The organism is Rhizobacter sp. P3_C12, from assembly GCF_056402735.1.
This window is the reverse complement of sequence record NZ_JBFUGW010000081.1, coordinates 1-24,429: the sequence shown is the minus strand read 5'-3', so window position 1 is coordinate 24,429 and position 24,429 is coordinate 1. Positions and strand designations below refer to the sequence as shown.

Here is a 24,429-nt window from a genome sequence, read left to right as displayed (position 1 = left end):
GGCCGATGCTGACGGTGATGTGCAGGCCCTGGGCGACGTCGCCCCAGGCCTCGCCCGAGACCGCGCGGCGCACCCGCTCGGCGATCGCGAGCGCGGTGGCCGGCTCGCTGGTCGCGAGCAGCAGCAGGAACTCCTCGCCGCCGTAGCGGCCGATGCGGTCGTCCGCCCGCAGCGAGCGCACCGCGCCGAGCACGAAGCGGCGCAGCGCGGTGTCGCCCACCAGGTGCCCGTGGCTGTCGTTGACCAGCTTGAAATGATCGACGTCCATCAGCGCCACCGACGGCCGCGCGCCGGCCTGCAGCGCGTCATCGAGCGCACCGAGGATCGCGCGGCGGTYGAGCGCGCCGGTCAGTTCGTCGCGCGTGGCCAACGCGTGCAGCTGGTTCTGCGCCTGCGCGAGCTCGCGGTTGCGCGTGCCCAGCAGCTGCCGCACCGAGGCGCCGTACAGCCCGACCACCGCGCAGCGCCCGATCGCCAGCGACAGCCACAGCGCCGACAGCGCCGCCTGCCAGCGCGTGGCGACCGGCAGCGCCGGCGCCTGCCCGGCCAGCCCGATCGCCAGGGCCAGCCCGAGCGAGATCGTGATCCACAGCGGCAGCAGCTGGCGCGGCGTGAGCCGCAGCGCGCTGAACGCGAACACGATGAAGACGACGCTGATCGACAGCACGCCGACCTCCGGCGCCAGCACCACCAGCAGCAGCTGCAGCCCGGAGGCCGTCAGCATCTGCGGGCCGGTCAGGTAGGGGTCGGCGAAGCGCTCGCTCCAGCCGCGGTGCAGCATCAGGAAGAAGGCCCCGCCGGCGAGCGCGCCGCCGAGCAGGTAGACGATGGGCGGCAGCAGGCCGACCGCGCCGGCCGCGTGCAGCAGGAACAGCAGCAGCGCGTCGATCGCGTAGCTCGCGACCACCATGCGCAGCATCCGCATGCGCTCGCCACGGCGGCGCAGCGCGCGGGCGTCGAGGTCTTCCGGCGCGGTCGGCGGCAGGTGGCTGCCGGCGGCGGGGAACGGAACCGGGGGAATGGATTGCAGGCGATGGGGCATGTCGGGGCTCGCCGTCAATCTCGGCCTGCCCCCGGGCATCTTGAGCGCGCCGGGCGTGGCAGCGTGCATACCGCACGGGCTTGGCAGCGTGCATACCGCACGCGTGCGGCCTCAGGGCTTTCACCGGGAATGGCTCAGGTCGGCCGCGGCACTGCCGATATCTGTCGCTGGAAAGCCGTCGCCCGGTCGTTGAACGGGCCCGAACGGTTGCCGGAGTTTCGAATGACCTCGCTCAAATCACCGTGGCGCGCGCTGCTCGGCTGGCTGCTGGCCAGCGCGCTCGCGTGCGCCATGGTGGCCTGGGCGATGAAGACGGCGTCGCGTGCCCAGTTGCGCGCCGATGCCGAGCACAGCGCGGAACAGTGGGCGAGCTATGTGCGCGACACCGTGCCCGACCTCGACACCCTGTTCGCCGGCGGCCCGCTGACGCCGGCCGCCATCGAGCAGCTCAGCCGCCTGCGCCACCTGGGCGAGGTGTTCCGCTTCAAGTTCTACGACCCGCACGGGCGCGAGCTGCTGGTGTCCGAGCAGCTCGGCCTGGGCGCCGAGGAGCTGGCCCGCGCACGGGCGGCGGCTCCGCTGGACACGCTGGCCCGCAGCCCCGAGGTGCGCGAGCTGGTGCTCGGCGGGCGCAGCATCATCTACCTGCGGCAGTCGCAGCGCGCCGACCGGCCGCGCGTCTACAGCGAGGCCTATGTGCCGGTGCAGGGCGCGCACGGCAACGTCGGCGGCGTGGTCGAGGTGTATGTCGACCAGGCCGAGCGGGCGGCGCGCATCGCGGCGGCCTTCGTGCGGGTGGCGATCGCGGTGGCGCTGGCGCTGGCGCTGCTGCTCGGCCTGAGCCTGTGGCAGTGGTTCGTGCGCGCGCGGCGCGAGCGCCAGGCCGAGGACCAGGTGCGTTTCCTGGCCGAGCACGACCCGCTGACCGGGCTGATGAACCGCGCGAGCTTCACGGCGGCGCTCAGCGAGGCCGAGGCGCGTGCGCGCGCCGGCGGCCCGAAGTTCGCGGTGCTGTGCCTGGACCTCGACCATTTCAAGCTGGTCAACGACACGCACGGCCAGGCCGCCGGCGACAGCACCTTGTGCGCCGTCGCCGGCCGGCTGCGCGATGTGGTGCGRCAGTTCGACCTGGTCGCGCGCCTGGGCGGCGACGAGTTCGCGATCCTGCAGGGCGGCGTGCGCGGCTCGGACGATGTCTCGTCGTTCGCGCAGCGCGTGGTCGACGTGCTGGCGGCGCCGCACGAGCAGGCCGGGCGGCGCGTGGAAGGCGGCGCGAGCGTCGGCGCGGCCATCTACGGCACCGACGGGTTGACGCGCGACGAGCTGCTGCACAAGGCCGACCTGGCGCTGCACCGCGCGAAGGCCGACGGCCGCGGGCAGTTCAGTTTCTACGACGCCGCGATGGATGCCGACCTGCAGCTGCGCCGTGCGCTGGTGCACGACCTGCGCCACGCGATCGCGTCCGACCAGCTGACGCTGCACTTCCAGCCGCTGTTCGAGGCGCAGGCGCTGCGCCTGAGCGGCTACGAGGCGCTCGCGCGCTGGTCGCACCCCGACCGCGGCGCGATCTCGCCGGCCGAGTTCATCCCGCTGGCCGAGCAGGCCGGGCTGATCGAGGCGCTCGGCCGCTGGGTGCTGCTGCACGCCTGCGAAGAGGCGGTGCGCTGGCCGCAGCACCTGGAGGTGTCGGTGAACCTGTCGGCGGCGCAGTTCCAGGGCGATCTCGTCGGCGTGGTGTCGGAGTGCCTGACGCGCTCGGGCCTCGCGCCGCAGCGCCTGCAGCTGGAGATCACCGAATCGCTGCTGATGCGCAACACCGAGCAGGTGCTGCAGACGCTGCAGACGCTGCAGGCCCTGGGCACTCGGATCGTGATGGACGATTTCGGCACCGGCTACTCGAGCCTGGCCTACCTGTGGCGCTTCCCGTTCCACAAGGTCAAGATCGATCGCGCGTTCACGCAGAACATGGAGCGCGACCCGAAGGTCGACCTGATCGTCGGCTCGATCGTCTCGCTCTCGCATGCGCTGGGCATGCGCGTGAATGCCGAGGGCGCCGAGACGGCGTCGCAGCTGGCGCGGCTGCGGGCGCATGGCTGCGACGAGATCCAGGGCTTCCTGCTCGGACGGCCGGTGCCGGCGTACCAGCTGCGGCACGAGGATGCGACGCTGTGGCGGACGCCGCGCGGCGAGCCGCGGGTGAGCACGCTGGATCCGGTGATCTGAGCGCCGCCTCGGATTTCCTGAGCCTCCATATCGGATCGGCGCCGATGGCCTTGCGTGCCGTTTTCGGCGACGCTGGCGCCGGATGGAGGATGAATGATGGGTCGCTCTTCGGCGGGGGTCGAGCGGCCGGGCCGCGAGAGCGCCCCGGCGAACGACGTGCTCGCGTCTTCGGCGAGCCCGTCGATCGCGCGCCCGGCAGCGCCTTGCGCGCAACGGATTGCCGACTCACCGCGGCAACTCGCCCAGCGCCGCCAGATCCAGACCCTGTTCGGACCGGCAGGTTCGCCGCCGGCGCAGCGGGTCCTGGACATCGCATCGTCAGACACCGGCCCGTACCGCGAGTTGAAGTACAGGCAGTTCCACATGCTGTTCAAGCGCAAGAGCCTCGGGCTGACCATTCCGGCCTGGGTGTGGCTCAAGAAGCTCGCGGCCTCGAAGCTCAGGATCACCTATGACACCTGGAAATCCGCGATTGCCAGCCATGCCCGCTACGAGGAACTCGTCGCGCAGCTGGGGGAACCGCAGGAGATCAAGCGCAACGAGCTTCGCTACGGCAAGGCGCCGCCGGGACCCCTGGCGATGAACGACGCGCACGGCCTGATCGGCATGACCGACTGGATCGAGCAGACTTATCCGATCGCCTCGACCACCTACGTCTCGCCGGGCGGCAGTGCGGATTTCATCGCCACGGCCATGCGCATGCGCGGTGCCGACGTGGTGGACGTGCCCCTCAGCGACATCAAGCAGGACAAGGTCGACAAGGTGCGCGCCCATGCACTCGAGTTCCTGCGTACCTGCTTCCGGGGCGCGAAGATCCGCGACAGCATCGTCATCTTCGATACCCTCTCCACCGGCTCGGCGCTGGTCTTGCTGAAGGCGCTGCTGGTCGAGGCGATCCACGTACCGGCCGAGCGCATCTTTCTCGTGGCGCTGAACGGGCCGCTCACGATGGACTCCACCGCGCTCGTCGGCTCAGGCGCCATCACGGTGGTCCCGAACCGGTCGGACCACATGTCCTATGCGAAATCGCGGCTCCGGGACCAGGCCTACAAGGACAGCGCACGCACCTACTCGAAGAATCCTGTCGGCGATCTCGACGCCGAGAAGGCGAAGAAGCCCGTCGCCCCGGTGAGGGGTGCGCGCGATGAGCTGATGACGATCATGCTGGCGATGCAGGAGGTGGCGGACGAGGACTTCGTCGAGAAGCCGGATACGGAAGAGGTCGAGGCGGTCGACAGCGACGAGGGGCTGGGCGGCAGCAGGGAGGGGGAGGAAGACGGGGACGAAGAAAAGGGCGTCGAAGAGGTCGATTGAGCCGGTGAGAATGCCGGCCATGCAGACCTCGATCTCCTGGCTCCTGTTCTTCCAATCCGCGCTGATCGGCCTGTCGATCGCCGCCCCCGTCGGCCCGATCGGGCTGCTGACGATCCAGCGCACGCTGGATGCCGGCTGGCGTGCGGGCCTGGCCACTGGCATGGGCGCGGCGGCGGCCGACACCGTCTACGGCGCGGTGGGCGCGTTCGGTGCCACCGCGCTGATCGCCTGGCTGGTCGGCGCGAAGACCTGGCTCGCGGTGTTCGGCGGGCTGGTGCTGCTGCGGCTCGCGTGGTCCGGCTGGCACCAGGCGGCCGGCAACGAAGCGGGCGCCGCGCCGGCCCCGGTGCCTGCGCTGTGGACCTGCTTCGCGACCACCTTCGCRCTGACGCTGTCGAACCCGATGACGATCGTGTCCTTCATCGCGATCTTCGGCGCGATGAGTGCGCAGGTGGCCGGCGGCTCACCGCTGGTGATGGTGGCCGGCGTGTTCGTCGGCTCGGCGCTGTGGTGGCTCGCGCTGTCGATCGCCGTGGGCCGGATGCGCCACGCCTTCCGGCCGGCGTGGCGGCGTGCGATCAACAGGGCATCGGCGTTGCTGCTGGCCGGCTTCGCGTTGTGGCAGTGGAGCGGCCTCCTGATCTCCTGACCGCAGCGCCGACCAGCAGCAGGCCCGCTGCCCACAGCGCGAGCGTGGCCGGCTCGGGGATCGGCGAGATCAGGTAGGCGTGGCCGTAGCCGCTGTTGACGACGAACTGGCCCTGGTCGTTGATGCCGGTCACGTTGCGGAACCAGTCGCCGTCGGCCAGCGTGAACAGGCTGTTGATGTCGATCACGCCCTGGCCGTTGGCGCCGGTGATGAACGCGAAGTCGCGCCCGAAGCGGTGGTTGTGGATGATCCCCGCCACCTGCCCGAACTCGTTGATGCCGGTGGTCTCGCTGAACGAGGCCGGCCCGTACTGGCCCGATCCGCCGAGGTAGCCCGGGTCGTAGTTCGCGACATTCGAGAAATCGAGCGGCTTCACGGTGCCGGAATCGTTGCCGATGTACGCGTTGCGACCCACGTACGCCTGCGGCCCGATGTAGGTGCCGGCGATCTGGCCGTGGTTGTTGATCGAGCTCTCCTGGTAGTGCACCGCCGCGGGCAGCGCCGCCGGCGCGCTGCCGTTCGGCCCGGTCACGAAGGTGCCGGCCTGGTTCAGCTCGCTGTAGCCGATGTGGCCGACCACGCGGCCGGCGTCGTTGAGGCCGTTGCCGAACAGCGGCTGGCCGTTCAGGCTGCCGAGCGCGCGCATCGACTGGCCGTTGGCATCGGTGATGAAGCCTTGCTGCGGATCCAGCACGTCGGGGTAGCCGGGCAGGTTGCGGTCGCCGCCCGTCATGCCGATCACCTGGCCGCTGGCATTGATCGCGGTGGCCATGCTGTTGCTGGCGCCGAGCGTGCCCAGGTCCTGCAAGGTCGCGCTGTTGCCGTTGCGCAGGAAGGCGTGGAAGCTGCCACCGGCCGTCTGCGCGGCGCCGACCACCTGGCCGGCGTCGTTGATGCCGTACGCCTTGCTCCAGGTGCCGCCGAACGTGCCGACAGCCGTCAGGCCGGCGCCGTTGGCGCCGCTGAAGAAGCCGCGGTAGTCGCCGACCGACGACCAGCCGTTGAAGCCGTTCGTGTAGGCATAGCCGCTGACCTGGCCGCTGTTGTTGATGCCGGTCGCGTACATCAGGTCGCCGGTGCCCAGCTGGCCGATGTCGAACAGCTGGTACTGCGTGGTCTGCGCCTGGGCCGGCGCGCTGCAGGCGAGGCTGGCGGCCAGTGCCAGCGAGGCAAAGAGGGTGGGTGTCTTCATGAGGTCTCCCTGGGGTTCGAGGATCTGCGGCCACGCCAGCCGATCAGCAGCAAGCCACCGGTCCACAGCGCGAGCGTGACCGGCTCGGGGATGGGCGAGATCAGGTAGGCATGCCCCCGCTCGGAGTTCGCGATGAACTGCCCGAGGTTGTTGACGGCTGTCGCGTTGATGAAGTAATCGCCGTCGGCGAGCGGGAACAGGCTGTCGAGGCTGACCACGCCCTGGCCGTCAGGGCCGCTGATGAAGCCGTAGTACCGCGCGACGCGGCCGTTGTTGAACGTGCCGGCCACCTGGCCGCTGTCGTTCAGCGCGAAGGCCTGGCTGCGCGAGATCGGGCCGTACTGGCCGAAGCCGCCGAGGTTGCCGTACTCGTAGCCGTCGACACCGTGGAAGTCGAGGTGGGTTTCGGTGCCCCCGGGCGTGCCGATGAAGGCGTCGTTGGAGAAGAAGTCGGGCCCCCAGGTGCCGGCCACCTGCCCGCGGTTGTTGATCGCGTTGGCGCTGCTGGTGTCGTCGAACACCGGGCCGGGCGAGGTGGCATTCGGCCCGGTCACGAAGCTGATGCCGAGGTTGTACGGGCTCGTTCCGCCGACCACCTGTCCGCTGTCGTTGATGCCGCGGCCGAACAGCGCCTGGCCGTTCAGGCTGCCGAGCGCCTGCAGGTTGCTGCCATTCGGGCCGGACACGAAGCCGCGCGGGTCACTGCCGTTCGGGTTGGCGCCGCTCGCGATGCCGACGACCTGGCCGCTGGCGTTGATCGCGGTGGCGGTGCTGTTGCTGCTGCCGGCGAGCGTGCCGATGTCGGTGAGCGGGTTGCCGGCCGTGCCGATGAAGGCGCGGAAGCTGCCCGACGCCGTCTGCGAATCGCCGACCACCTGCCCGGCGTTGTTGATCCCGAACGCGCGGCTCCAGCTGCCGCCGAGCGTGCCGAGGGCCGTGAGGCCGGTGCCGTTGGCGCCGGTCACGAAGGCGTTGTAGAGGTTGGAGTCGGATTGGCCGCCACTGCCGTCGGCATACGAATAGCCGACGACCTGGCCGAGGTCGTTTATGCCGGTGGCCCACATCCGATAGCCCGGCGTGAGGGAGCCGAGATCGAACAGCGTGTACTCGGTGGCCTGCGCGGGCAGGGCCGCGGCCAGGCTGCAACCGAGCGCGAACGACGCCAGCAGGCGCAACGATTTCTTCATGGCCTCTCCCCCGGTACGCGCGAACGGCGCGCCCATGGACCGACTGTAGGAGCCGGCCCCGAGGGGCTGCAAGGCGGAACGGCGCGTGTCGGTGTAGGCCCGCGCCTACGCCGTTTTCAGCGGGTTACCGATGGGCGGCGCTGGCGGCACCGACCGCAGAACCGACCGCAGGACCGACAGCAGGACCGACAACAGGACCGACAACAGAAACGGGTGCGAGCGGCGTGTCCGCCGGCAGCACCTGCCCCGGCGTGTCGGTCGGCGCCTCGCCCGGCGGGATGTGCGGCAGCTTGTGCGCGATGCCCTTGTGGCAATCGATGCAGGTCTTCTCGCGGCTGGCCAGGTAGGTGGTGTGCATGTTCTGCGCACGCACGCTCTGCCGCGTGAAATCCATCGATTCGTAGTTGTGGCAGTTGCGGCATTCGAGCGAGTCATTGGCCTTGAAGCGGGCCCATTCGTGCTGCGCCAGCTCGAGCCGCTTGGCCTGGAACTTCTCCTGCGTGTCGATGCTGCCGAACACCTTGCCCCAGACCTCTTTCGACGCCTGCATCTTGCGGGCGATCTTGTGCGTCCACTCGTGCGGCACGTGGCAGTTGGAGCAGACGGCGCGCACGCCGGAGCGGTTGGTGTAGTGGATCGTGCCCTTCAGCTCGGCGAAGGTGTTCTCGCGCATCTCGTGGCAGCCGGTGCAGAAGGCCTCGGTGTTGGTCGCCTCCATCGCGGTGTTGAAGCCGCCCCAGAACACGATGCCCGCGATGAAGCCGGCCAACGTCAGGAAGCCGAGGCTGAAGTGCACGCTCGGCCGCGAGATGATGCGCCAGTAGCGTTTCGCGAGCTCGATCATGGCGCGACCCCCTTGAAGCCGTTGCCGACCAGCGGTTTCACCGGCTCCTGCGCCACGTGGCACTGCGGACAGAAGTAGCGCCGCGTCGAGACCTGCGGCAGCACCTTGCCGGTGCGGTCGATGTAGTGCGTGGCGCTGACCGGCACGGCCTGGCTGAACTCGGTGCGCGCACGCGCATGGCAGTCGAGGCACTTGTTGAAGTTGCGGTCGACCTGGTAGCCGTCGATGCGGTGCGGAATGATCGGCGGCTGCATCTCGTAGTTGCGTGCGAGCCGCTGGTCGTCGTTGACCGTGTTGGCGAGGCGCGGCGGGTGGGTCGTCGCGAGGATCGGCGTCGGCCCGCGTGCCGCATCGGTCAGCAGCGCCGCGGCCGGTGGGGCCGCTACCGGATCAGCCGCGCCGCAGGGCAGGGCCTGTGCGGCGAGCAGCAGGCCGCACATCACGCTGGAAAGGAGGTGGCGCATCGGTGTCTCCCGCGGTGTCAGACCTTGACGATCTTCACGGCGCACTTCTTGAAATCGGTCTGGAACGAGATCGGGTCGGTGGCATCCAGCGTGACCTTGTTGATCAGCTGGCTGGCATCGAACCACGGCACGAACACCAGGCCGCGTGGCGGCTTGTTGCGCCCGCGCGTCTCGACACGGGTGCGGATGCTGCCGCGCCGCGACGCGACCTCGATCTCGACCCCGCGCCGCAACCCGAGCGACCGGGCATCGTCGGGGTGCATGTAGCAGACCGCGTTCGGCACCGCCTTGTGCAGCTCGGGCACGCGGCGCGTCATCGAGCCGGAGTGCCAGTGCTCCAGCACGCGGCCGGTCGACAGCCAGAACGGGTAGTCCTTGTCGGGCAACTCGGGCGGCGGCTCGTACGGCAGCGCGAAGATCAGCGCCTTGCCGTCCGGGTGGCCGTAGAACTGCCAGCCGGTGCCGGGCTTCACGTAGGGGTCGGTACCTTCCTTGTAGCGCCAGCGCGTCTCTTTGCCGTTCACCACCGGCCAGCGCAGGCCGCGCACCTGGTGGTAGGTGTCGAAGGGTGCGAGGTCGTGGCCGTGGCCGCGGCCGAAGCTCGCGTACTCCTCGAACAGGCCCTTCTGCGGGTAGAAGCCGAACGCCTTCGCCTCGGCGTTCTCGTAGCCGGCCTCGACCTGCGAGGGCGGGAAGCGGTTGACCTGCCCGTTCTCGAACAGCACCTGGAACAGCGTCTTGCCGCGCAGCGCCGGCTTCTTGTCGAGCAGCTCGGCGGGCCAGACCTCGTCGGTCTTGAAGCGCTTCGAGAACTCCATCAGCTGCCACAGGTCGGAGCGCGCCTCGCCGGGCGGATTGACGAGCTGGTGCCAGAAGTGCGTGCGCCGCTCGGCATTGCCGTAGGCACCTTCCTTCTCGACCCACATCGCGGCCGGCAGCACCAGGTCGGCCGCGAGCGCGGTGACGGTCGGGTAGGCATCGGACACCACGATGAAGTTGTCGGGGTTGCGGTAGCCCGGGTAGCCCTCCTGCGTGAGGTTCGCGCCGGCCTGCATGTTGTTGTTGACCATCACCCAGTAGGCGTTCAGCTTGCCGTCCTTCAGCATGCGGTTCTGCAGCACTGCGTGGTAGCCGGGCGTGCCGGGGATGGTGCCTTCGGGGATCTGCCAGATCTCTTCGGTGTGGGCGCGGTGCTTCGGGTTGGTGACGACCATGTCGGCCGGCAGCCGGTTGGCGAAGGTGCCGACCTCGCGCGCGGTGCCGCAGGCCGACGGCTGGCCGGTCAGCGAGAACGGGCTGTTGCCGGGCGTCGCGATCTTGCCGGTGAGCAGGTGCAGGTTGTAGACCATGTTGTTCGCCCAGACACCGCGCGTGTGCTGGTTGAAGCCCATGGTCCAGAACGACATCACCTTGATCTTCGGGTCGGCGTACAGCTCGGCCAGCGCCTCGAGGCGGTTCTTCGGCACGCCGCTCAGCCGGGCGGTGCTCTCGAGGTCGTACTGCGAGACGAAGCGCGCGAACTCGTCGAAGCCGATCGGCCTGGAGCCGCCGGCGTCGCCCGCGTTCTTCGCGGCCTTCTGCAGCGGGTGCTCCGGCCGCAGGCCGTAGCCGATGTCGGCGTTGCCGAGCCGGAACGAGGTGTGCTTGTCGACGAACTCGCGGTTCACGCGGCCGGTCGAGATGATGTAGTGCGCGATGTAGTTGAGGATCGCGAGATCGGTCTGCGGCGTGAAGGTGAGCTCGATGTCGGCGAGCTCGTACGAGCGGTGCTCGAAGGTCGACAGCACGGCGACCTTCACGTCCTTGCCGCTCAGCCGCCGGTCGGTCACGCGCGTCCACAGGACCGGGTGCATCTCGGCCATGTTCGAGCCCCACAGCACGAACGCATCGGCAGCCTCGATGTCGTCGTAGCAGCCCATCGGCTCGTCGGCGCCGAAGGTGCGCATGAAGCCGAGCGCGGCCGAGGCCATGCAGTGGCGGGCGTTCGGGTCGAGGTTGTTCGAGCGGAAACCGGCCTTCATCAGCTTCAGCGCGGCATAGCCTTCCCACACCGTCCACTGGCCGGAGCCGAACATGCCGACCGCGGTGGGGCCCTTTTCCTTCAGCACGCGCTTGAACTGCGCGGCCATCACGTCGAAGGCCTGGTCCCACGAGACGTGCTGGAACTCGCCGTCCTTCGCGTACTGGCCGTTCTTCATGCGCAGCAGCGGGCGGGTCAGGCGGTCTTCGCCGTACATGATCTTCGACAGGAAGTAGCCCTTGACGCAGTTCAGGCCCTTGTTGACCTCGGCCTCGGGGTCGCCCCGCGTCGCGACGACGCGGTTGTCCTTGACGGCGACGCTSACGCCGCAGCCGGTGCCGCAGAAGCGGCAGGGGGCCTTGGACCACTTCAGCGACGCGTCGTCGGCGCCCTGGGCGGGCGAGGGCAGCGGGATGCCGGCGACGGCGCCGGCCGCGGCGGCGGCGGTCTGGCGAATGAACTCACGGCGTGGGATCGACATCCGGGACATCGGGGATCTCCTCATTCATGGCGGCCAGGGTGTCGGCGCATTGGTAGACGAGCGCGGCGGTGAGCACGCCGGGGCTGCGTTGGATCAGCGCGATCGCCGCGAGCATCTCGTCGGCGGACGCGGCTTCGAGCGTGACGATGAGCTTGCCTTGCGGCGACATCGCGTGCACCTCGCTGCCGGGCAGCTGCGCAATGGCGACGGCGACGGACGCGATGTCGGCCGCAACGGCCTGCACGACGAGGCTCGCGATGTGGAGCTCGGCGGCTTCAACGGGGATCGGCATGGCTCAGTGCCCCGGCGGACCGGTGAAGAGCTGCACCATCCAGACGATGAATCCGTAGCCGCCGACGAGCGCGACCGCGAGCAGCGGGGCCAGCACGGCGGTGAGGAAGACGAAGCTGCGAAGCTCCTGCGCTTTGGTGAAGGTCTCCGGTGGCTGGCTCATGGCGGCCCTTGACTTGTTGTGGAGCGAGACATCCGCTGACGGCGCGAATGTGCGCCGGGGGGCGGTGAGCGTCAAGCACCGCGGTAGCATTTGTTGAGGCAGAACAAGGAAGCGTCGATGGATCAGGTGATGCGAGCATTGCACTCGGAGTTTTCGGACCTGGGCGACCCGGAGCAGATCACGCGCGTGCTGCTGCGGCTGACGCTCGCGGCGCTGCTGGGCGGCGTGCTGGGTTATGAGCGGCAGAGCCAGGGCAAGGCCGCGGGCATCCGCACGCACATGCTGGTGGCGATGGGCGCGGCGCTGTTCGTGCTGGTGCCGCAGCAGGGCGGCATGGAGATCGCCGACCTGAGCCGCGTGATCCAGGGCGTGGTCGCGGGCGTCGGCTTCCTCGGGGCGGGTGCCATCCTGAAGCTGCGCGACGAAGAACAGGTGGTCGGCCTCACGACGGCGGCGGGCGTGTTCATGACGGCCGCGATCGGCGTGGCCTGCGGGCTGGGACGGGAGTCGACGGCCTTGCTCAGCACCTTGCTCGCGCTGCTGGTGCTGGCGGTGGTGCCGAAGCTGTTCGATCGGGGGGGACCGACGCGGCGCTAGCCGCAGCCCTTCAAGGCCTCGCGCACGGCCGCCGGCCCGGTGAGGCCGGGCGGGATGCCCTGCTTGTCCATCTCCTCGATGATCGGCAGCGCGAGCCGCTGCTGGGCGCAGGCGGCGGCCGCATCGCCTGCCTGCTGCCGCGCCTGCAGCGCGACACCCAGCAGGTGGTGCGCAAGACCCTGGTGGTAGTGCACGTAGTTGTCTTCGCGCAGGCCGGCCGGCAACGCGGCGAACGAGGCCACCGCGGCGGTGAGCACCTCCACGCCGGCACGCGCCTCGCGCTCGGCCAGCAGTGCCTCGCCGAGCGAGGTCTGCATGCTCGCGACATCGGCCAGGAACTGCGTGTTGCCCGGATCCTGGCTGCTGAGCTTGCGCATCATCTCGAGCGCGCGCCGTGCCTGCGCCACCGCCTCGCGCGGCTGGCCGAGGCGGCGCAGGCACCAGGCGATGTTCTCCAGGTTGGTCGCGACGTGCCGGGAGAGCGAGGTGTTCTCGGGGCTCTTCGCCACCAGCGGCTCCAGCACCGCCGTGCTCTTGCGGAAGGCGTCGAGCGCGAGCTGCGCGCTGGCGGCCGTGGCGTCGCGCTGGATCAGCTGTTCGCCGCGCGTCGAGTGGATCGATGCCAGGTTCAGGCCGGCATCGCTGTCGTCCGGATCCTGCGCGACCAAGGCCTGCAGCTGCGCGGCGGCGTCGTCCGCGGTCTTCAGGTAGTTGTCGATGTCACCCGAGAACATCTGCACCTGGCTCAGCTGGCTGTACAGCGTCGCGCGCAGCAGCCGCCATGTGCGGTTCGACGGATCGGCGGCCGCCAGCTCGTCGGCCGCCGCGATGCCGGCGCGCAGCGTGCGCCCGGCCTCGGGGAACTTGCCGATGAAGCCGAGCACCGCGCCCTCGCGCTGGTGCACGACCGCCACCTCCTGCTGCGCATCGCGGTACACCGCGCCGTGCGGAGGCGGTCCGGCCAGCACCGGCGCCAGCAGCTCGATCGCGCGGCCGTAGCTCTTGAGCGCGGCCTGTGGATCGCCGAGGCTCGCCAGCCCCGGCCGGCCCTGGATGTCACCGATGTTGCGGTAGCCGTTCGCCAGCTCGATCTGCAGCGCCGGTTCGCGCTGCGCCTCGGGCGCGATGCCTTCGAGGTACGCGAGCCCATTCTCGACCAGCAGCTTGCGCGCCGCCGTGGAACCCGGCAGCACGCGGATCGCGTCGTGCATCGGGATCATCATCGAGCTGGCCAGCTTGCGCACGCTCGCGAAATGCCGCTCCGCGCGTTCGCGCTGGCGCTGCGCCTCCCAGGCCTGGTAGCCGGCGAAGGCGATGCCGGCGAGCAGCGCCAGGTTGGCCAGCATCACCGCGCCCACCGCGGCGCGGTGGCGCAGCACGAAGCGGCCGGCCCGGTAGCTCCACGCCCCGCGGCGCGCCTGCACCGGCAGGCCTTCGAGGTGGCGGAACAGGTCGTCGGCCATCGCCTCGGCCGAGGCGTAGCGGTGCAGCGGATCCTTGCGCAGCGCCATCATCACCACCGCATCGAGGTCGCCTTCGAGCTGGCGCCGCCGGGTGCGCGGTGCATCGCCGGGCACCCGGCTCGGGCGCACCGGTTCGGTGTCGCAGATGGCGCGCGTCAGCGCATACGGGTCGTCGGTCGCCCGGCCATAGGGGCTGGCCTGCGTCAGCAGGCGGTACAGCACCACGCCGAGCGAGTAGATGTCGCTGGCCGCGGTGACCGGTTCGCCGCGCACCTGCTCGGGGCTCGCGTACTCGGGCGTCAGCGCGCGCATCGCGGTGGTGGTGCGATCGGCGGCGGGCGCGTCCAGGCGTTTGGCGATGCCGAAGTCGACGAGCTTCACGACGCCGTCGCGCCCGACCAGGATGTTGCCGGGCTTCAGGTCGCGGTGCACCACGCCTTGCCGGTGCGCATGGTCGACCACCAGGCAGAGGCTTCGGAACAGGCGCAGCCGCGCGGCCAGCGGCAGCGCGTGCTCGGCGCAGTAGAGGTCGATCGGCACGCCGCCGTCGACCAGGTCCATCACGACGTAGTGCAGGCCTTCGGGCGACACGCCGGCGTCCAGCAGCTTGGCCAGGTTCGGGTGGTCGAGCGCGGCGAGGATGCGCCGCTCGGCATGGAAGCGGTCGAGCAGGAAGCGCGTGTCGGCGCCTTCGCGCACGATCTTCACGGCGACCTGCTGCTCGTACTGCCCGTCGGCCCGTTCGGCGCGGTAGACCTCGCCCATGCCGCCGCGGGCGATCAGGGCCAGCAGCCGGTAGTCGCCGACGCGCTGGCCGCTGGCATCGTGCGGTGCCGCGGCGGCCTCGGCCGACAGCGCATCGAGCAGGCCCGCCGCGGGCGACCGGTCGAGCGGGCCGGTGCCTTCGGCCGCCGCGACCAGCGACTCGAGCTCGGCGCGCAGCGCGGGATCGTCGGGGCAGGCGAGGGCGATCCAGCGCTTGCGTTCGTGCGGCGGGCGCTCGAGCGTATCGGCCAGCAGCTCCTTCAGGCGCTGCCAGCGCTCGCGGTCGAGGGTCATGGGCGTGTCGGGCGCGGGGTCGCACGCGGTGTTGCCTGCGGCGTTGTCGACCCCGGCCGCGCGGTCGTCGCCGCTGCGTGCAGTTGGTTCCATCGAAGCTCCCTGTCCGCCCGGGTGAGCGGGGAAGGGGGAGCTTACCCTGGCGGAATCAGGCCAGGCGGAAGACGCCGACCGCTGCCACCAACTGATGCGCCTGCACATGCAGGCTGTCGGCGGCGGCGGCCGATTGCTCGACCAGCGCGGCGTTGCGCTGGGTGGCTTCGTCCAGGCCGGCCACCGTCGCGTTCAGCTGGTCGACGCCCGCGGTCTGCTGCTGGCTGGCCTGGCCCATCTCCGCGATCAGGCCGGCCACGCGCTGCACCTGTTCGACCATGCCGCCCATGTGGCGGCCGGCGCTGTTCACCAGCTCGGCACCGGCCTGCACGCGCTCGACGCTGGAGCTGATCAGCGCCTTGATCTCGCGGGCTGCCGCGGCGCTGCGCTGCGCCAGCGCGCGCACCTCGCTGGCCACCACCGCGAAGCCGCGGCCCTGCTCGCCGGCACGCGCCGCTTCCACCGCCGCGTTCAGCGCGAGGATGTTGGTCTGGAAGGCGATGCCATCGATCACCGAGACGATCTGGCCGATCTTCTGCGAGCCCTCGGCGATGCTGTCCATCGTGTGCACCACCTGCTGCACCGCGGCGCCGCCCTGGCTCGCGGCCGCACCCGCCTCGGCCGCGAGCCGGGCCGCGCTGCGGGCTGCATCGGCGCTGGCTTTCAGCGCGCCGGTCAGCTGTTCCATYGACGCGGCGGTCTGTTGCAGGTTGCCGGCCTGCARCTCGGTGCGCTGGCTCAGGTCGGCGTTGCCGCGCGCGATCTGCTGCGAGCCGGTCGCGATCGAATCGCTGCTGGCCCGCACGGTGGCCACCACCTGCGTCAGCCGTTCGCACATCGCCGCCATCGCGGCCATGATGCTGGTGTCGTCGCCGGCCGCGAGCGGCACGCGCTGGCGCAGGTCGCCGGCGGCGACGGCATTGGCCACCGCCGCCACGTCGGCCGGTTCGCCGCCGACCTGGCCCCACACCGACTTCCATGCGAAGCGGCCGAAGCCGAGCAGCAGCACGGTGGCGGCAAGAAAGACGCTCCATTGCGACCAGGCCACGCGCGTGAGCGTGGCGTCGAAGGTGGCCGAGGCTGCGTCGGCAAAGGTGGTCGACGCCTTGACCGTGGCATCGACGCCGGCGCGGTGTTGCAGGTACAGCGCGTCGGCCGATTTCAGGGCCGCCTGCGCGGCGGGCGCGTCAGCGGTCGCGGTGGCCTTCAGCACCGCGCGCGAGGCCTCGATGAAGCGCATCGCGGCCTCGTGCTGCGGGCCCAGCAACTGCGCCTCGAGGCCGTAGGGCGGGTGGGCGCGCCAGTAGGTGACGCGCTCCTGGTATTCCTTCTCGAGGCGCGCCGCTTCGGCCTGTGCCTTCTCGGGGGCGATGCTGCCTTCCACCGCCTGCGAGAGCACCAGCCGCAGCTCGATCAGGTACATCGGCGGCGGCAGGATGTCGGCGGTGACGTCCTTCGCGACGAAGGTGCGCTGTGCCGCATCGGCCGCCGTGCCGGCGCCCCACAGCGACACCGCCATCAGCACGCTGGCCGCGGCGATGCCCGAGCCGATGAGGAGGACCAGGGTCAATCGCAGTGAACGCATGGGTCGTGCCGGGGGTGAGGGGCTGTTCGGGTTGTCGGCCGAAGCGCCCGCCACTTGAGCGGTCAGTCGAACAAAGTGCCCTTCATCGCGTCGCGCGACACGCGGTGCCACACATACATGCCGTTCTGCCGGTAGTGGTCGTGCAGCTCGCCGGCGCACATCACGTAGCCCTGCAGCGGATCGCAATGCGGCGCGCCGAACAGGTGGCCCGACTCGTGCACCGCGAGGATCTGCGTGCGGTTCATCGACATGTCGAACGAGAACTCCCCGCTCACCTGCACGCCGAGCCAGCCGCAGGCCACGCCGCCCACCATCTGGGGCGACATCGCGATCAGGTAGTCGAAGCCATGGTTGTCGACGTTCGTGCGCACCGAGCCGCCGGTGGTCCAGTCGCGCGCGAGACCCAGCACCTTGCCGCCGTAGGCCGCGGCCTGCTCGCACAGGCCCTGGCTGGTGTCCAGCGTCAGGCCCGGGATGGCACGGAAGTGCTGGGTCACGCCCATCATCTGGWCGAAACCGCCCGGGAAGGACTGGTAGGTGCCGGTGTTGCCGCCAGCCGTCGTCGGCGTGAAGACCTCGCCGGGCCGCGTGAAGACCTCGCCGAGGAAGGCTTCCGGGGAGCGCGTGTAGTTCAGGCGCGTGAAGTAGCTCTGGTCGTAGACGGTGCTCACCAGCACGTGGCTGCTGGGCGCCACGGTGAAGGCGGCGCCGCTGTAGGCGGTGTCCACCGTGCTGCCGGTGCCGCYCTGCAGGCGCACGCCGTCGATGCGGTAGGCGCCGCGCCCGACGGCGTAGTGCTTGGCGCGCGCGGTGTCGTCGATGAACGGCCCGGCACTGAACGACGCGGTGCGCGTTTCGCCGGCTGCCAGTTCGACCTCGATCGTGCCCAGCGGCACGGCGCTGAAATCGCTGAACCGCGTGCTGGCGAGCGTCGGCGTGAGCTTCACGGTGCCGGCATTGCCGCTCAGGTTGCGCACGGTGAGCGACACCTTCAGCGCGTCGCCCTTGGCGGGTGCCTGGCCGGCGRCATTCGTCACGCCGACCGCGGTGACGTCGGCCTGGATCGTGCAGTTCGGCTCGCACCCCGACGCGCCCTTGGCCACCACGTAGGAACTGGCGACATCGTTGAAATCGCGCGGCACGAGGTTGGGCTCGTCGGCGGCCAGCACCAGGCGCCGGCCCTGCGCGCCGGCATGCTCGAACAGCTCGACCCGGTGGCCGGCGAGCACGCGCGCCGAGGAGGCGAAGTCGTTCCAGGCCGCCGGCAGGGAGGCACTGCCCGCGGCCAGGCACAGCGAGGCACCGGCGTAGCCGACGTGCTCGTACAGACACACCGGCGCCGCCGCGCTGGGCACCGTCGGCGCCACCACGCGGTACGAGGACAGGCGGTCGTTGAAGGCGCGGTTGACCAGGTTCGGCTCGTCCGCCGTCAGCGCAAGCGTGGCGCCGCCTTGCGCGATGTGCTCGTAGAGCGTCACCGACCACCCCTGCGGCACGCGAACCGACGACACCCGGTCGTTCCAGCCGGCCGGCGTGGCCGCGGTTCCGGCCTCGGCACACCAGCTCTCGCCCGCAAAATTGACGTGCTCGTAGAAGCACACCGACGCCGCCTGCGATGCGAGCGGGAAGCCCGCCAGCATCGCAGCGGCCACCCACGCCGTCCTGTTGATCTTCATGGAGTTTTCCTTCGTTGTTGTCGGGCGAGACATCTCCCGGCGTGAAGTCTGGAACCACGAAGGATGGGTGGTGGTACTTAAATGGTACTAAAGCTGCAACGGGGGCGGGGTGGATGTAAATGCGGGGATCGGGTGATGATCTCGACCCTGGCCGGAGAGATCGACATGCGCTGCGAAACCATCGACACCCATCCCGATTTCCGCCGCCTGTCGGCGATCGAAGGCGTGGCGGTGGACCTGCGCTACGCGAGCGAGCGCAACTTCGTCGGGCGTGACCTGTATGGCGAATTGGATTGCGCATGGCTGCATCGCCTGGCCGCGGAGGGTCTCGCGCAGGCGGTGGCCCGGCTGGCCGAGACGGTGCCCGGGCATCGCCTGCTGGTGCTGGACGCATTGCGACCGCACCGCGTGCAGATCCAGCTGTGGGACCACCTGGACGGCACCGACCTGCGGCAGTACGTGGCCGACCCGGCGCGCGGCTCGATCCACTCGTTCGGCATGGCGCTGGACGTGACGGTGATCGACGAAGCAGGGCGCGAACTCGACATGGGCAGCGGCTTCGACGAGATGACGGCGCTGTCGCATCCGGTGCTGGAGGCGGCGCATCTCGCGAGCGGGGCACTGACGCAGGCGCAGCATGCGAATCGGCTGCTGCTGCGCGATGCGCTGAACGCCGCGGGCTTTCGTGGCATCGACAACGAGTGGTGGCACTTCGAGATGCTGGAGCGGCAGTTGGTGCGGGAAACGTTCCTGCGGGTGGAGTGATTTGCCGGCCACTGTGTGGAACTCAGCACGCTGCAAGGTCACATAGCTGCATGAGACAATTTCTTCGCAACCCAACATCGGAGCATCCAAGCCATGGGCTTCCTCATCGACTTCGCGGCGGATTCCAGAGGCGCGTTTGCACGGGGGTTCATGCGCGGATTGGCGGCACCCGTGACCTTGTTCGTGCACAACGAAGCGCCGGCGTTGCCCAACGTTCCGATGGTGGAGCCGCCTGCAGCAGGTCGGGAGATCGCGGCTGCGCTTGCGTCGGATTGGGTGCGCATCGGGGATGCAATGCATCACGCGGTGCAGCGTCATGAGCAGGGGCAGCAAGCCTCACCAGACACCGCTGGCTCAGGCAGCAAGCAAGGCGATCGGGCTGGGCGCGGTCAGGGCTGAACAACAGCTTGTCATCCAGCAAAGCCAGTACACCGGGGAGATCCCGCACCCGGACATCCTCAAGCAGTTCGATCAGCTCATTCCCGGCACGGGAGCGAAGCTCATTCGTTGGGCCGAAGAGGAGCAGCAGCACCGCCGCTCGATGGAACGAGCAGCGATGGATGCCAACATCGCGGCCCAGCACTCGCAGAGCCTGACCAACGCCTACACCGCACGTGCGATCTTTCGCAGCGACATGATGGGGCAAACCTGTGGCGTCCTGGTCTGTCTCGTCTGCGTGGTTGGCGCGATCTGGATGGGCACGATCGGCCAGCCATGGGTCGCTGCGGCGCTCGCCGCAATACCGACTGCCGCTGTTGTTCAGGCGTTCCGCTCGAGCATGTTCGGGCGCAAACGGCAGGCCGGCGAGGGAAAGTCGAAGTCGTAGTGCTGGTCGCCGGCCGGTGGCAGCTTGAGGTCTATGAGACGGGAACGGGAAGGCCGCTCAGAACCGGTACGCCGTGAACACCACGACGCTGTTCTGCGCCTTCTTCTCGGTGACCGGGCTGTCGGCCGCGTCGCGCTGCAGGCTGCGCGTCGACACGCGGGTGCCGATGCCCCACTGCTTGTCGATCTGGTAGTCGGCCCCGACGGTGAAGCCCACCGACTCGATGCCCGAGCGCGGCCTGTACACCGCGCGGCCCGATCGCGCCGCCTGCTGCTCGTCGATGCCGAAGTAGGTCTGCATCGCGCTGCGGCTGGCCCAGGTCACCCCCGGGCCGGCCGACAGCATCAGGCCCGGCGCCGGGCTGTACTTGCCCTCGACGTCGAACGACAGCCGCCCGCCCTGGTGCTTGCCGCCGATGTCGCCGACCACGTTGCCCCGGGCGGTGAACCAGCCGTCGGAGTAGCTCGCGAACACCGCGCCGAGCACGGTGCCGTCGATGTCGCCCAGGCCGCGCAGGCGGTCGGCATCGGATTCCTTGCGCGGCTTCTCGAGGTCGCCGCCGATGCCCAGGCCGACGCGCCAGTGCGGGTCGGTGATGATGAACGCGCCGATGCCGGCCGGCACGCCCGCGCCAGGCACGCCGCCGATGAAGTAGCGGCCCCGGTTGGCGGCCAGCACCGGAAAGGCGCGCACCTTGTGCTCGGCGCTGCCGGGGTACTTGGGGATGCTGCCGACGCCGAGGCCGGCGGTGAACTCCCAGCTGTCGTCGGCCGGCGCGGCCGGCTCTTCCGCCAGCGCGAGCGAGGCGCTCAGCAGCGCCAGCGCGCCGGTCAGCAGGGTCGGGATCATCGGATGGAAGAGGCGTTGGCGCAGCGTCATGCAGGTCTTTCGGAAGGCGTTGGAATCGGTGAACATGGAGAGTCTCGCTCGGTTGGGATGACGGCAGTGTCGGAACCCCGCCTGAAGCGAACCTGAACCCTTCATGAAGGTTCGATGAAGGCGCGCGCCGCGACCCCGGCGCGGCTTCACCCAACCTTCAGGTTCGGCGTCTCCAATCGGTGTCCATGAGCCATGCCATGAAGATCCTGCTGATCGAAGACGACCTCGAACTGGGCAACGGCGTGCGCATCGCGCTCGAAGACCAGGGCCTGCAGGTCACCTGGGTGCGCCGGCTGGGCGACGCGCTGCACGCCATCGACACCCAGGCCTGCGACCTGGTGCTGCTCGACCTGGGCCTGCCCGACGGCGACGGCCTGGCGCTGCTGGCGCGCCTGCGCCGCGAGCGCCTGCCGATGCCGGTGCTGATCCTGACGGCGCGCGATGCGCTCGAGGACCGCCTGRCCGGCCTCGACAGCGGCGCCGACGACTACCTGGTGAAACCGTTCGCGCTGGCCGAGCTGCTGTCGCGGGTGCGGGCGCTGGCGCGGCGCAGCTTCGGCCTGGTCAACGACACGATCGAGATCCGCCAGCTCGCGCTGCACGAGGCGACGATGCGTGTGACGGTCGACGAGCGGGCGGTCGAGCTGTCGCGCAGCGAGTTCGAGCTGCTGTGCCTGCTGATGAAGCGCGCCGACCGCGTGCTGACGCGCCGCGTGCTCGAAGAGCAGGTGCTGCCCGGCGGGCTCGACAACGAGAGCAACGTGCTCGACGTGCACATGTCCAACCTGCGCCGCAAGATCGGGCCGGGCTACATCCGCACGGTGCGTGGCGTCGGCTACGTGATCGACCGCGTCGCACCGGCCAGGGGCGGGGCATGACGCCCGCCGCGTTGTGGCGGCGGCTGCGCAGCTCGCTGGTCAGCCGCCTGGTGCTGGCCCAGATGCTGACGGTGCTGCTGCTGTGGTCGGCGGCGGTGGCCTACTTCGTCTGGGACACCGCGCGCTACGACGAGATCTTCGAGCCCGGCCACATGGGCCCGCGCGCCGACATGATCCTCGCGCTGGTCGACAGCCTGGGCGACCGGCCCGAGCAGCTGCAGGAGGTGCTGCGCAAGCTCGACGTGTTCCAGCGCCGCGAGAACCATGAAGAAGACGACCTGGCGCTGCGCATGTCGATGAACGTCTGGCTCGGCGACCGGCTGCTCTATGCCTCGCCCGGCTCGCCCGGCGTGGTGCCGGCGACGCAGCAGCGCCGGCTCGAGAAGCTGGTCATCGACGGCATGCCGTGGCGCACCTACACGCAGCAATCGGCGCGGTCCGCGGCGCGCGTCACGCTGATCCGTTCGGGCCACGCGGTGTCGATCCTGTTCGCGCTGGGCGAACGCGGCATCCTGATCCTGCCGCTGCTGATCAGCCTGCCCTTCCTGGTGCTGCCGGCCTGGTGGTCGGTGCGGCTGGCGTTGCGGCCCTGGCGCCGCTTCTCGCAGGAGATCGGAACGCGCAGCCCCGGCGACCTGGCGCCGCTGCGCTTCGGCAGCGCGTACCGCGAGCTGCGGCCGGTGGCCGATGCGGTGAACACGCTGCTCGCGCGCGTGGCGGCGAGCCTGGCGCGCGAGCGCAGCTTCATCGCCGACGCGGCGCACGAGCTGCGCACGCCGCTGGCCGCGATGCGCATCAACGTCGAGGCGCTGCAGGCGCACCGCAGCGATGCGCGCGATGCCGAGCTGCTCGATGGACTGGTGCGCAGCGGCGAGCGGGCGAGCCGGCTGGTGGCGCAGCTGCTGGGGCTGATGCGCAGCGACAGCGGGCGCACCCAGGCCGCGCGGCTGTCGCTCGACGAGCTGGTGCAGGACCGGTTGGCGGCGCTGTCGGGGCTGGCGACGCAGCGTGGCGTCGAGCTGGAGCTGGCGTGCGCCGAGCGCTGCGAGATCGAGGCCGAGCGCGAGGGGCTGACGTCGCTGGTCGACAACCTGGTCGAGAACGCGATCAAGTACTCGCCGGCCGGGTCGACGGTGTCGGTGCGGGTGGGGGGCGATGCATCGCTGGTGGTCGAGGATGCCGGTCCGGGCATCGCGGCAGACTGGCGCRAGCGCGTGTTCGACCGCTTCTTCCGTGTGCCCGACCAGGCGCAGCCGGGCAGTGGGCTGGGCTTGGCCATCGTCAAGTCGGTGGCCGATCGCCATGGTGCGACGGTCGAGTTGGCAGACGGGATCGAAGGCCCCGAGGGCCGCGGCCTGCGAGTGACCGTGCGCTGGTTGCCCATGCATCTGGCGGAGAGAGCGGGATTCGAACCCGCGGGGGGCTATTAACCCCCACACGCTTTCCAGGCGTGCGACTTAAACCGCTCATCCATCTCTCCGGAGCCGGCGAGTTTAGCCTACCTCCGAGGGGGCTTCGGACCGGTCCCGCGGGAATTTCGCTCAGGGCTGGCCTGGTGCCTTCGCCTTCATCAGCGCCATCGCGGTGCCGATCAGGCCGGCCACCTCGCTCATGTTGCCCGGCACGATCATCGTGTTGTTCTTCTGCGCCAGGTGCGCGTACGCATCGACCGCCTTCTCGGCCACCTTCAGCTGCACGGCCTGCTCGCCGCCCGGCTCGCGGATCGCCTCGGCGATCTTGCGGATGGCGCCGGCCGTGGCGTCGGCCACCGCGGTGATCGCCGACGCCTCGCCCTGCGCCTTGTTGATCTCGGCCTGCCGCGCACCTTCGGAGCGGGCGATCGAGGCCTCGCGCTCGCCGGTGGCGATGTTGATCTGCTCCTGCTTGCGGCCTTCGGAGGCCGCGATCAGCGCGCGCTTCTCGCGCTCAGCGGTGATCTGCGCCTGCATCGAACGCAGGATCTCGGCCGGCGGCGTCAGGTCCTTGATCTCGTAGCGCAGCACCTTCACGCCCCAGTTGCCGGCCGCCTCGTCGAGCGCGCTGACCACCGCGCCGTTGATCGAATCGCGCTCCTCGAAGGTCTTGTCCAGCTCCATCTTGCCGATCACCGAGCGCAGCAGCGTCTGCGCCAGCTGCGTGATCGCGAACACGTAGTTGCTCGAGCCGTAGCTCGCGCGCATCGGGTCGGTGATCTGGAAGTAGATGATCCCGTCGACCTGCAGCTGGGTGTTGTCCTTGGTGATGCAGACCTGGCTCGGCACATCGAGCGGCACCTCTTTCAGCGAATGCTTGTAGGCCACGCGCTCGATGAACGGAATGACGAAACTCAGTCCCGGCACCAGCGTGCGGTCGTACTTGCCCAGCCGCTCGACCACCCAGGCGTTCTGCTGCGGCACGATCTTCAGCGTGCGCACGATGAAGATGCCGACGATCACGACCAGAACCAGCGCGATTTCCATGAGGGGCTTTCGAGGAGTGGGGAAGGGGAGAGAAAAAAAGCGGAACGAGAACGAGGTCAGCGTGGCGCGGAGGGCGCCAGCACCAGCCAGTTGCCCTCCACCGCCTGCACCACGTGTTCGCCGGGCAGTGCCGGCGCATCGGGCGCGAGCCGCGCCGTCCAGGTGGAGCCGCGGTAGGGCACGCGGGCGGTGCGGTCGTCGGCCCAGGCCGCGACGGTCACGCGTTCGCCGATGTCGATGTTGACGTCGCGGTTCTCGCGCACCGGGCCGGCCGGCGGC

At 70.0% G+C, this 24,429-nt stretch carries 23 protein-coding genes and 1 tRNA gene; 9 read left to right on the top strand and 15 right to left on the bottom strand.

The features are described from left to right. Positions 1 to 1,042 (bottom strand): GGDEF domain-containing protein (locus AC1DXV_RS14810; protein ID WP_477934230.1); only part of this gene is annotated, 1,042 nt, incomplete at its 3' end. A gap of 222 nt (positions 1,043 to 1,264) precedes the next feature. On the opposite strand from AC1DXV_RS14810, the gene AC1DXV_RS14805 reads away from it, so the two are divergent. The 3 genes from AC1DXV_RS14805 (at position 1,265) to AC1DXV_RS14795 (ending at position 5,228) form a co-directional block, all read left to right on the top strand. Then, on the top strand, positions 1,265 to 3,265 hold the full coding sequence (locus AC1DXV_RS14805) for a putative bifunctional diguanylate cyclase/phosphodiesterase (RefSeq protein ID WP_477934228.1): 2,001 nt from the start codon (positions 1,265 to 1,267) through the stop codon (positions 3,263 to 3,265). A gap of 156 nt (positions 3,266 to 3,421) precedes the next feature. Then, positions 3,422 to 4,579 carry a hypothetical protein gene (locus AC1DXV_RS14800; RefSeq protein ID WP_477934227.1) on the top strand — a complete coding sequence of 386 codons (1,158 nt, stop codon included), beginning with the start codon at positions 3,422 to 3,424 and terminating at the stop codon, positions 4,577 to 4,579. A 19-nt stretch (positions 4,580 to 4,598) separates the two neighbouring features. Beyond that, the gene (locus AC1DXV_RS14795) at positions 4,599 to 5,228 is read left to right on the top strand and encodes a LysE/ArgO family amino acid transporter (RefSeq protein ID WP_477934225.1); all 630 of its coding nucleotides are present in this window, start codon (positions 4,599 to 4,601) and stop codon (positions 5,226 to 5,228) included. Here the strand turns inward: AC1DXV_RS14795 and AC1DXV_RS14790 are convergent. The 7 genes from AC1DXV_RS14790 to napE all read right to left on the bottom strand — a co-directional run bounded on the left by AC1DXV_RS14790 (position 5,158) and on the right by napE (position 11,870). Further along, entirely contained in the window at positions 5,158 to 6,420 is a 1,263-nt protein-coding gene (locus AC1DXV_RS14790; protein WP_477934223.1) for a hypothetical protein, read from the bottom strand. The genes AC1DXV_RS14795 and AC1DXV_RS14790 overlap by 71 nt on opposite strands. After that, positions 6,417 to 7,607 carry a hypothetical protein gene (locus AC1DXV_RS14785; RefSeq protein WP_477866441.1) on the bottom strand — a complete coding sequence of 397 codons (1,191 nt, stop codon included), beginning with the start codon at positions 7,605 to 7,607 and terminating at the stop codon, positions 6,417 to 6,419. Before AC1DXV_RS14785 ends, AC1DXV_RS14790 begins: the two co-directional genes overlap by 4 nt. A 124-nt stretch (positions 7,608 to 7,731) precedes the next feature. Then, positions 7,732 to 8,451: a cytochrome c3 family protein gene (locus AC1DXV_RS14780; RefSeq protein ID WP_477866443.1), complete on the bottom strand. Its 720-nt coding sequence runs from the start codon at positions 8,449 to 8,451 to the stop codon at positions 7,732 to 7,734. After that, complete coding sequence (locus tag AC1DXV_RS14775; protein ID WP_477866453.1) at positions 8,448 to 8,891, bottom strand: nitrate reductase cytochrome c-type subunit; 444 nt, start codon at positions 8,889 to 8,891, stop codon at positions 8,448 to 8,450. The genes AC1DXV_RS14780 and AC1DXV_RS14775 overlap by 4 nt, the downstream gene beginning before the upstream one ends. 41 nt (positions 8,892 to 8,932) lie before the next feature. Next, positions 8,933 to 11,416 (bottom strand): periplasmic nitrate reductase subunit alpha, encoded by a 2,484-nt coding sequence (gene napA / locus AC1DXV_RS14770; protein ID WP_477934232.1) that lies wholly within the window; start codon positions 11,414 to 11,416, stop codon positions 8,933 to 8,935. After that, on the bottom strand, positions 11,397 to 11,708 hold the full coding sequence (locus AC1DXV_RS14765; protein ID WP_477866445.1) for a chaperone NapD: 312 nt from the start codon (positions 11,706 to 11,708) through the stop codon (positions 11,397 to 11,399). The genes napA and AC1DXV_RS14765 overlap by 20 nt, the downstream gene beginning before the upstream one ends. A 3-nt stretch (positions 11,709 to 11,711) precedes the next feature. Beyond that, complete coding sequence (gene napE, locus AC1DXV_RS14760; protein ID WP_477866447.1) at positions 11,712 to 11,870, bottom strand: periplasmic nitrate reductase, NapE protein; 159 nt, start codon at positions 11,868 to 11,870, stop codon at positions 11,712 to 11,714. Positions 11,871 to 11,999: 129 nt separating this feature from the next. On the opposite strand from napE, the gene AC1DXV_RS14755 reads away from it, so the two are divergent. Then, positions 12,000 to 12,467, top strand: coding sequence for an MgtC/SapB family protein (locus tag AC1DXV_RS14755; protein ID WP_477866449.1), 468 nt, complete (start codon positions 12,000 to 12,002; stop codon positions 12,465 to 12,467). Here the strand turns inward: AC1DXV_RS14755 and AC1DXV_RS14750 are convergent. From AC1DXV_RS14750 to AC1DXV_RS14740, 3 genes are all read right to left on the bottom strand, one after another. Beyond that, positions 12,464 to 15,082, bottom strand: a complete 2,619-nt coding sequence (locus AC1DXV_RS14750; RefSeq protein WP_477934221.1) for a serine/threonine-protein kinase — start codon at positions 15,080 to 15,082, stop codon at positions 12,464 to 12,466. The genes AC1DXV_RS14755 and AC1DXV_RS14750 overlap by 4 nt on opposite strands. 55 nt (positions 15,083 to 15,137) lie before the next feature. Further along, positions 15,138 to 16,667, bottom strand: a complete 1,530-nt coding sequence (locus tag AC1DXV_RS14745; RefSeq protein ID WP_477934219.1) for a methyl-accepting chemotaxis protein — start codon at positions 16,665 to 16,667, stop codon at positions 15,138 to 15,140. A gap of 62 nt (positions 16,668 to 16,729) precedes the next feature. Next, positions 16,730 to 18,343, bottom strand: coding sequence for a peptidase inhibitor family I36 protein (locus AC1DXV_RS14740; protein ID WP_477934217.1), 1,614 nt, complete (start codon positions 18,341 to 18,343; stop codon positions 16,730 to 16,732). Between the two features lie 135 nt (positions 18,344 to 18,478). Here AC1DXV_RS14740 and AC1DXV_RS14735 point away from each other — a divergent pair, with 135 nt between their 5' ends. From AC1DXV_RS14735 to AC1DXV_RS14725, 3 genes are all read left to right on the top strand, one after another. After that, a complete protein-coding gene (locus AC1DXV_RS14735; protein ID WP_477934215.1) occupies positions 18,479 to 19,108 on the top strand; it encodes a M15 family metallopeptidase in 630 nt (209 codons plus the stop codon). A 93-nt stretch (positions 19,109 to 19,201) separates the two neighbouring features. After that, positions 19,202 to 19,507 (top strand): hypothetical protein, encoded by a 306-nt coding sequence (locus AC1DXV_RS14730; RefSeq protein WP_477934213.1) that lies wholly within the window; start codon positions 19,202 to 19,204, stop codon positions 19,505 to 19,507. Continuing rightward, positions 19,425 to 19,934, top strand: a complete 510-nt coding sequence (locus AC1DXV_RS14725) for a DUF2335 domain-containing protein (protein WP_477872307.1) — start codon at positions 19,425 to 19,427, stop codon at positions 19,932 to 19,934. The genes AC1DXV_RS14730 and AC1DXV_RS14725 overlap by 83 nt, the downstream gene beginning before the upstream one ends. A gap of 57 nt (positions 19,935 to 19,991) precedes the next feature. Here AC1DXV_RS14725 and AC1DXV_RS14720 read toward each other — a convergent pair whose 3' ends face one another. After that, positions 19,992 to 20,849: a MipA/OmpV family protein gene (locus AC1DXV_RS14720; protein WP_477934211.1), complete on the bottom strand. Its 858-nt coding sequence runs from the start codon at positions 20,847 to 20,849 to the stop codon at positions 19,992 to 19,994. Positions 20,850 to 21,010: 161 nt separating this feature from the next. Between AC1DXV_RS14720 and AC1DXV_RS14715 the strand changes: the two genes are divergently transcribed. Continuing rightward, entirely contained in the window at positions 21,011 to 21,691 is a 681-nt protein-coding gene (locus AC1DXV_RS14715; protein ID WP_477934209.1) for a response regulator, read from the top strand. Continuing rightward, positions 21,688 to 23,121, top strand: a complete 1,434-nt coding sequence (locus AC1DXV_RS14710; RefSeq protein WP_477934207.1) for an ATP-binding protein — start codon at positions 21,688 to 21,690, stop codon at positions 23,119 to 23,121. The genes AC1DXV_RS14715 and AC1DXV_RS14710 overlap by 4 nt, the downstream gene beginning before the upstream one ends. Here the strand turns inward: AC1DXV_RS14710 and AC1DXV_RS14705 are convergent. The 3 genes from AC1DXV_RS14705 to AC1DXV_RS14695 form a co-directional block, all read right to left on the bottom strand. After that, a tRNA-Ser gene (locus tag AC1DXV_RS14705) sits at positions 23,081 to 23,171 on the bottom strand. The two genes, AC1DXV_RS14710 and AC1DXV_RS14705, sit on opposite strands and share 41 nt — an antisense overlap. Before the next feature lie 61 nt (positions 23,172 to 23,232). Beyond that, complete coding sequence (locus AC1DXV_RS14700; protein WP_477934205.1) at positions 23,233 to 24,150, bottom strand: SPFH domain-containing protein; 918 nt, start codon at positions 24,148 to 24,150, stop codon at positions 23,233 to 23,235. Between the two features lie 56 nt (positions 24,151 to 24,206). Beyond that, positions 24,207 to 24,429 (bottom strand): NfeD family protein (locus AC1DXV_RS14695; RefSeq protein ID WP_477934203.1); only part of this gene is annotated, 223 nt, incomplete at its 5' end.

Excerpts from the sequence above, each read along its gene's own strand:
- AC1DXV_RS14790 (WP_477934223.1), bottom strand. The coding sequence starts at position 6,420 with ATGAAGACACCCACCCTCTTTGCCTCGCTGGCACTGGCCGCCAGCCTC.
- AC1DXV_RS14785 (WP_477866441.1), bottom strand. The coding sequence starts at position 7,607 with ATGAAGAAATCGTTGCGCCTGCTGGCGTCGTTCGCGCTCGGTTGCAGC.
- AC1DXV_RS14780 (WP_477866443.1), bottom strand. The coding sequence starts at position 8,451 with ATGATCGAGCTCGCGAAACGCTACTGGCGCATCATCTCGCGGCCGAGC.
- AC1DXV_RS14775 (WP_477866453.1), bottom strand. The coding sequence starts at position 8,891 with ATGTGCGGCCTGCTGCTCGCCGCACAGGCCCTGCCCTGCGGCGCGGCT.
- AC1DXV_RS14765 (WP_477866445.1), bottom strand. The coding sequence starts at position 11,708 with ATGCCGATCCCCGTTGAAGCCGCCGAGCTCCACATCGCGAGCCTCGTC.
- napE (WP_477866447.1), bottom strand. The coding sequence starts at position 11,870 with ATGAGCCAGCCACCGGAGACCTTCACCAAAGCGCAGGAGCTTCGCAGC.
- AC1DXV_RS14755 (WP_477866449.1), top strand. The coding sequence starts at position 12,000 with ATGCGAGCATTGCACTCGGAGTTTTCGGACCTGGGCGACCCGGAGCAG.
- AC1DXV_RS14750 (WP_477934221.1), bottom strand. The coding sequence starts at position 15,082 with ATGGAACCAACTGCACGCAGCGGCGACGACCGCGCGGCCGGGGTCGAC.
- AC1DXV_RS14735 (WP_477934215.1), top strand. The coding sequence starts at position 18,479 with ATGATCTCGACCCTGGCCGGAGAGATCGACATGCGCTGCGAAACCATC.
- AC1DXV_RS14730 (WP_477934213.1), top strand. The coding sequence starts at position 19,202 with ATGGGCTTCCTCATCGACTTCGCGGCGGATTCCAGAGGCGCGTTTGCA.
- AC1DXV_RS14725 (WP_477872307.1), top strand. The coding sequence starts at position 19,425 with ATGAGCAGGGGCAGCAAGCCTCACCAGACACCGCTGGCTCAGGCAGCA.
- AC1DXV_RS14720 (WP_477934211.1), bottom strand. The coding sequence starts at position 20,849 with ATGTTCACCGATTCCAACGCCTTCCGAAAGACCTGCATGACGCTGCGC.
- AC1DXV_RS14700 (WP_477934205.1), bottom strand. The coding sequence starts at position 24,150 with ATGGAAATCGCGCTGGTTCTGGTCGTGATCGTCGGCATCTTCATCGTG.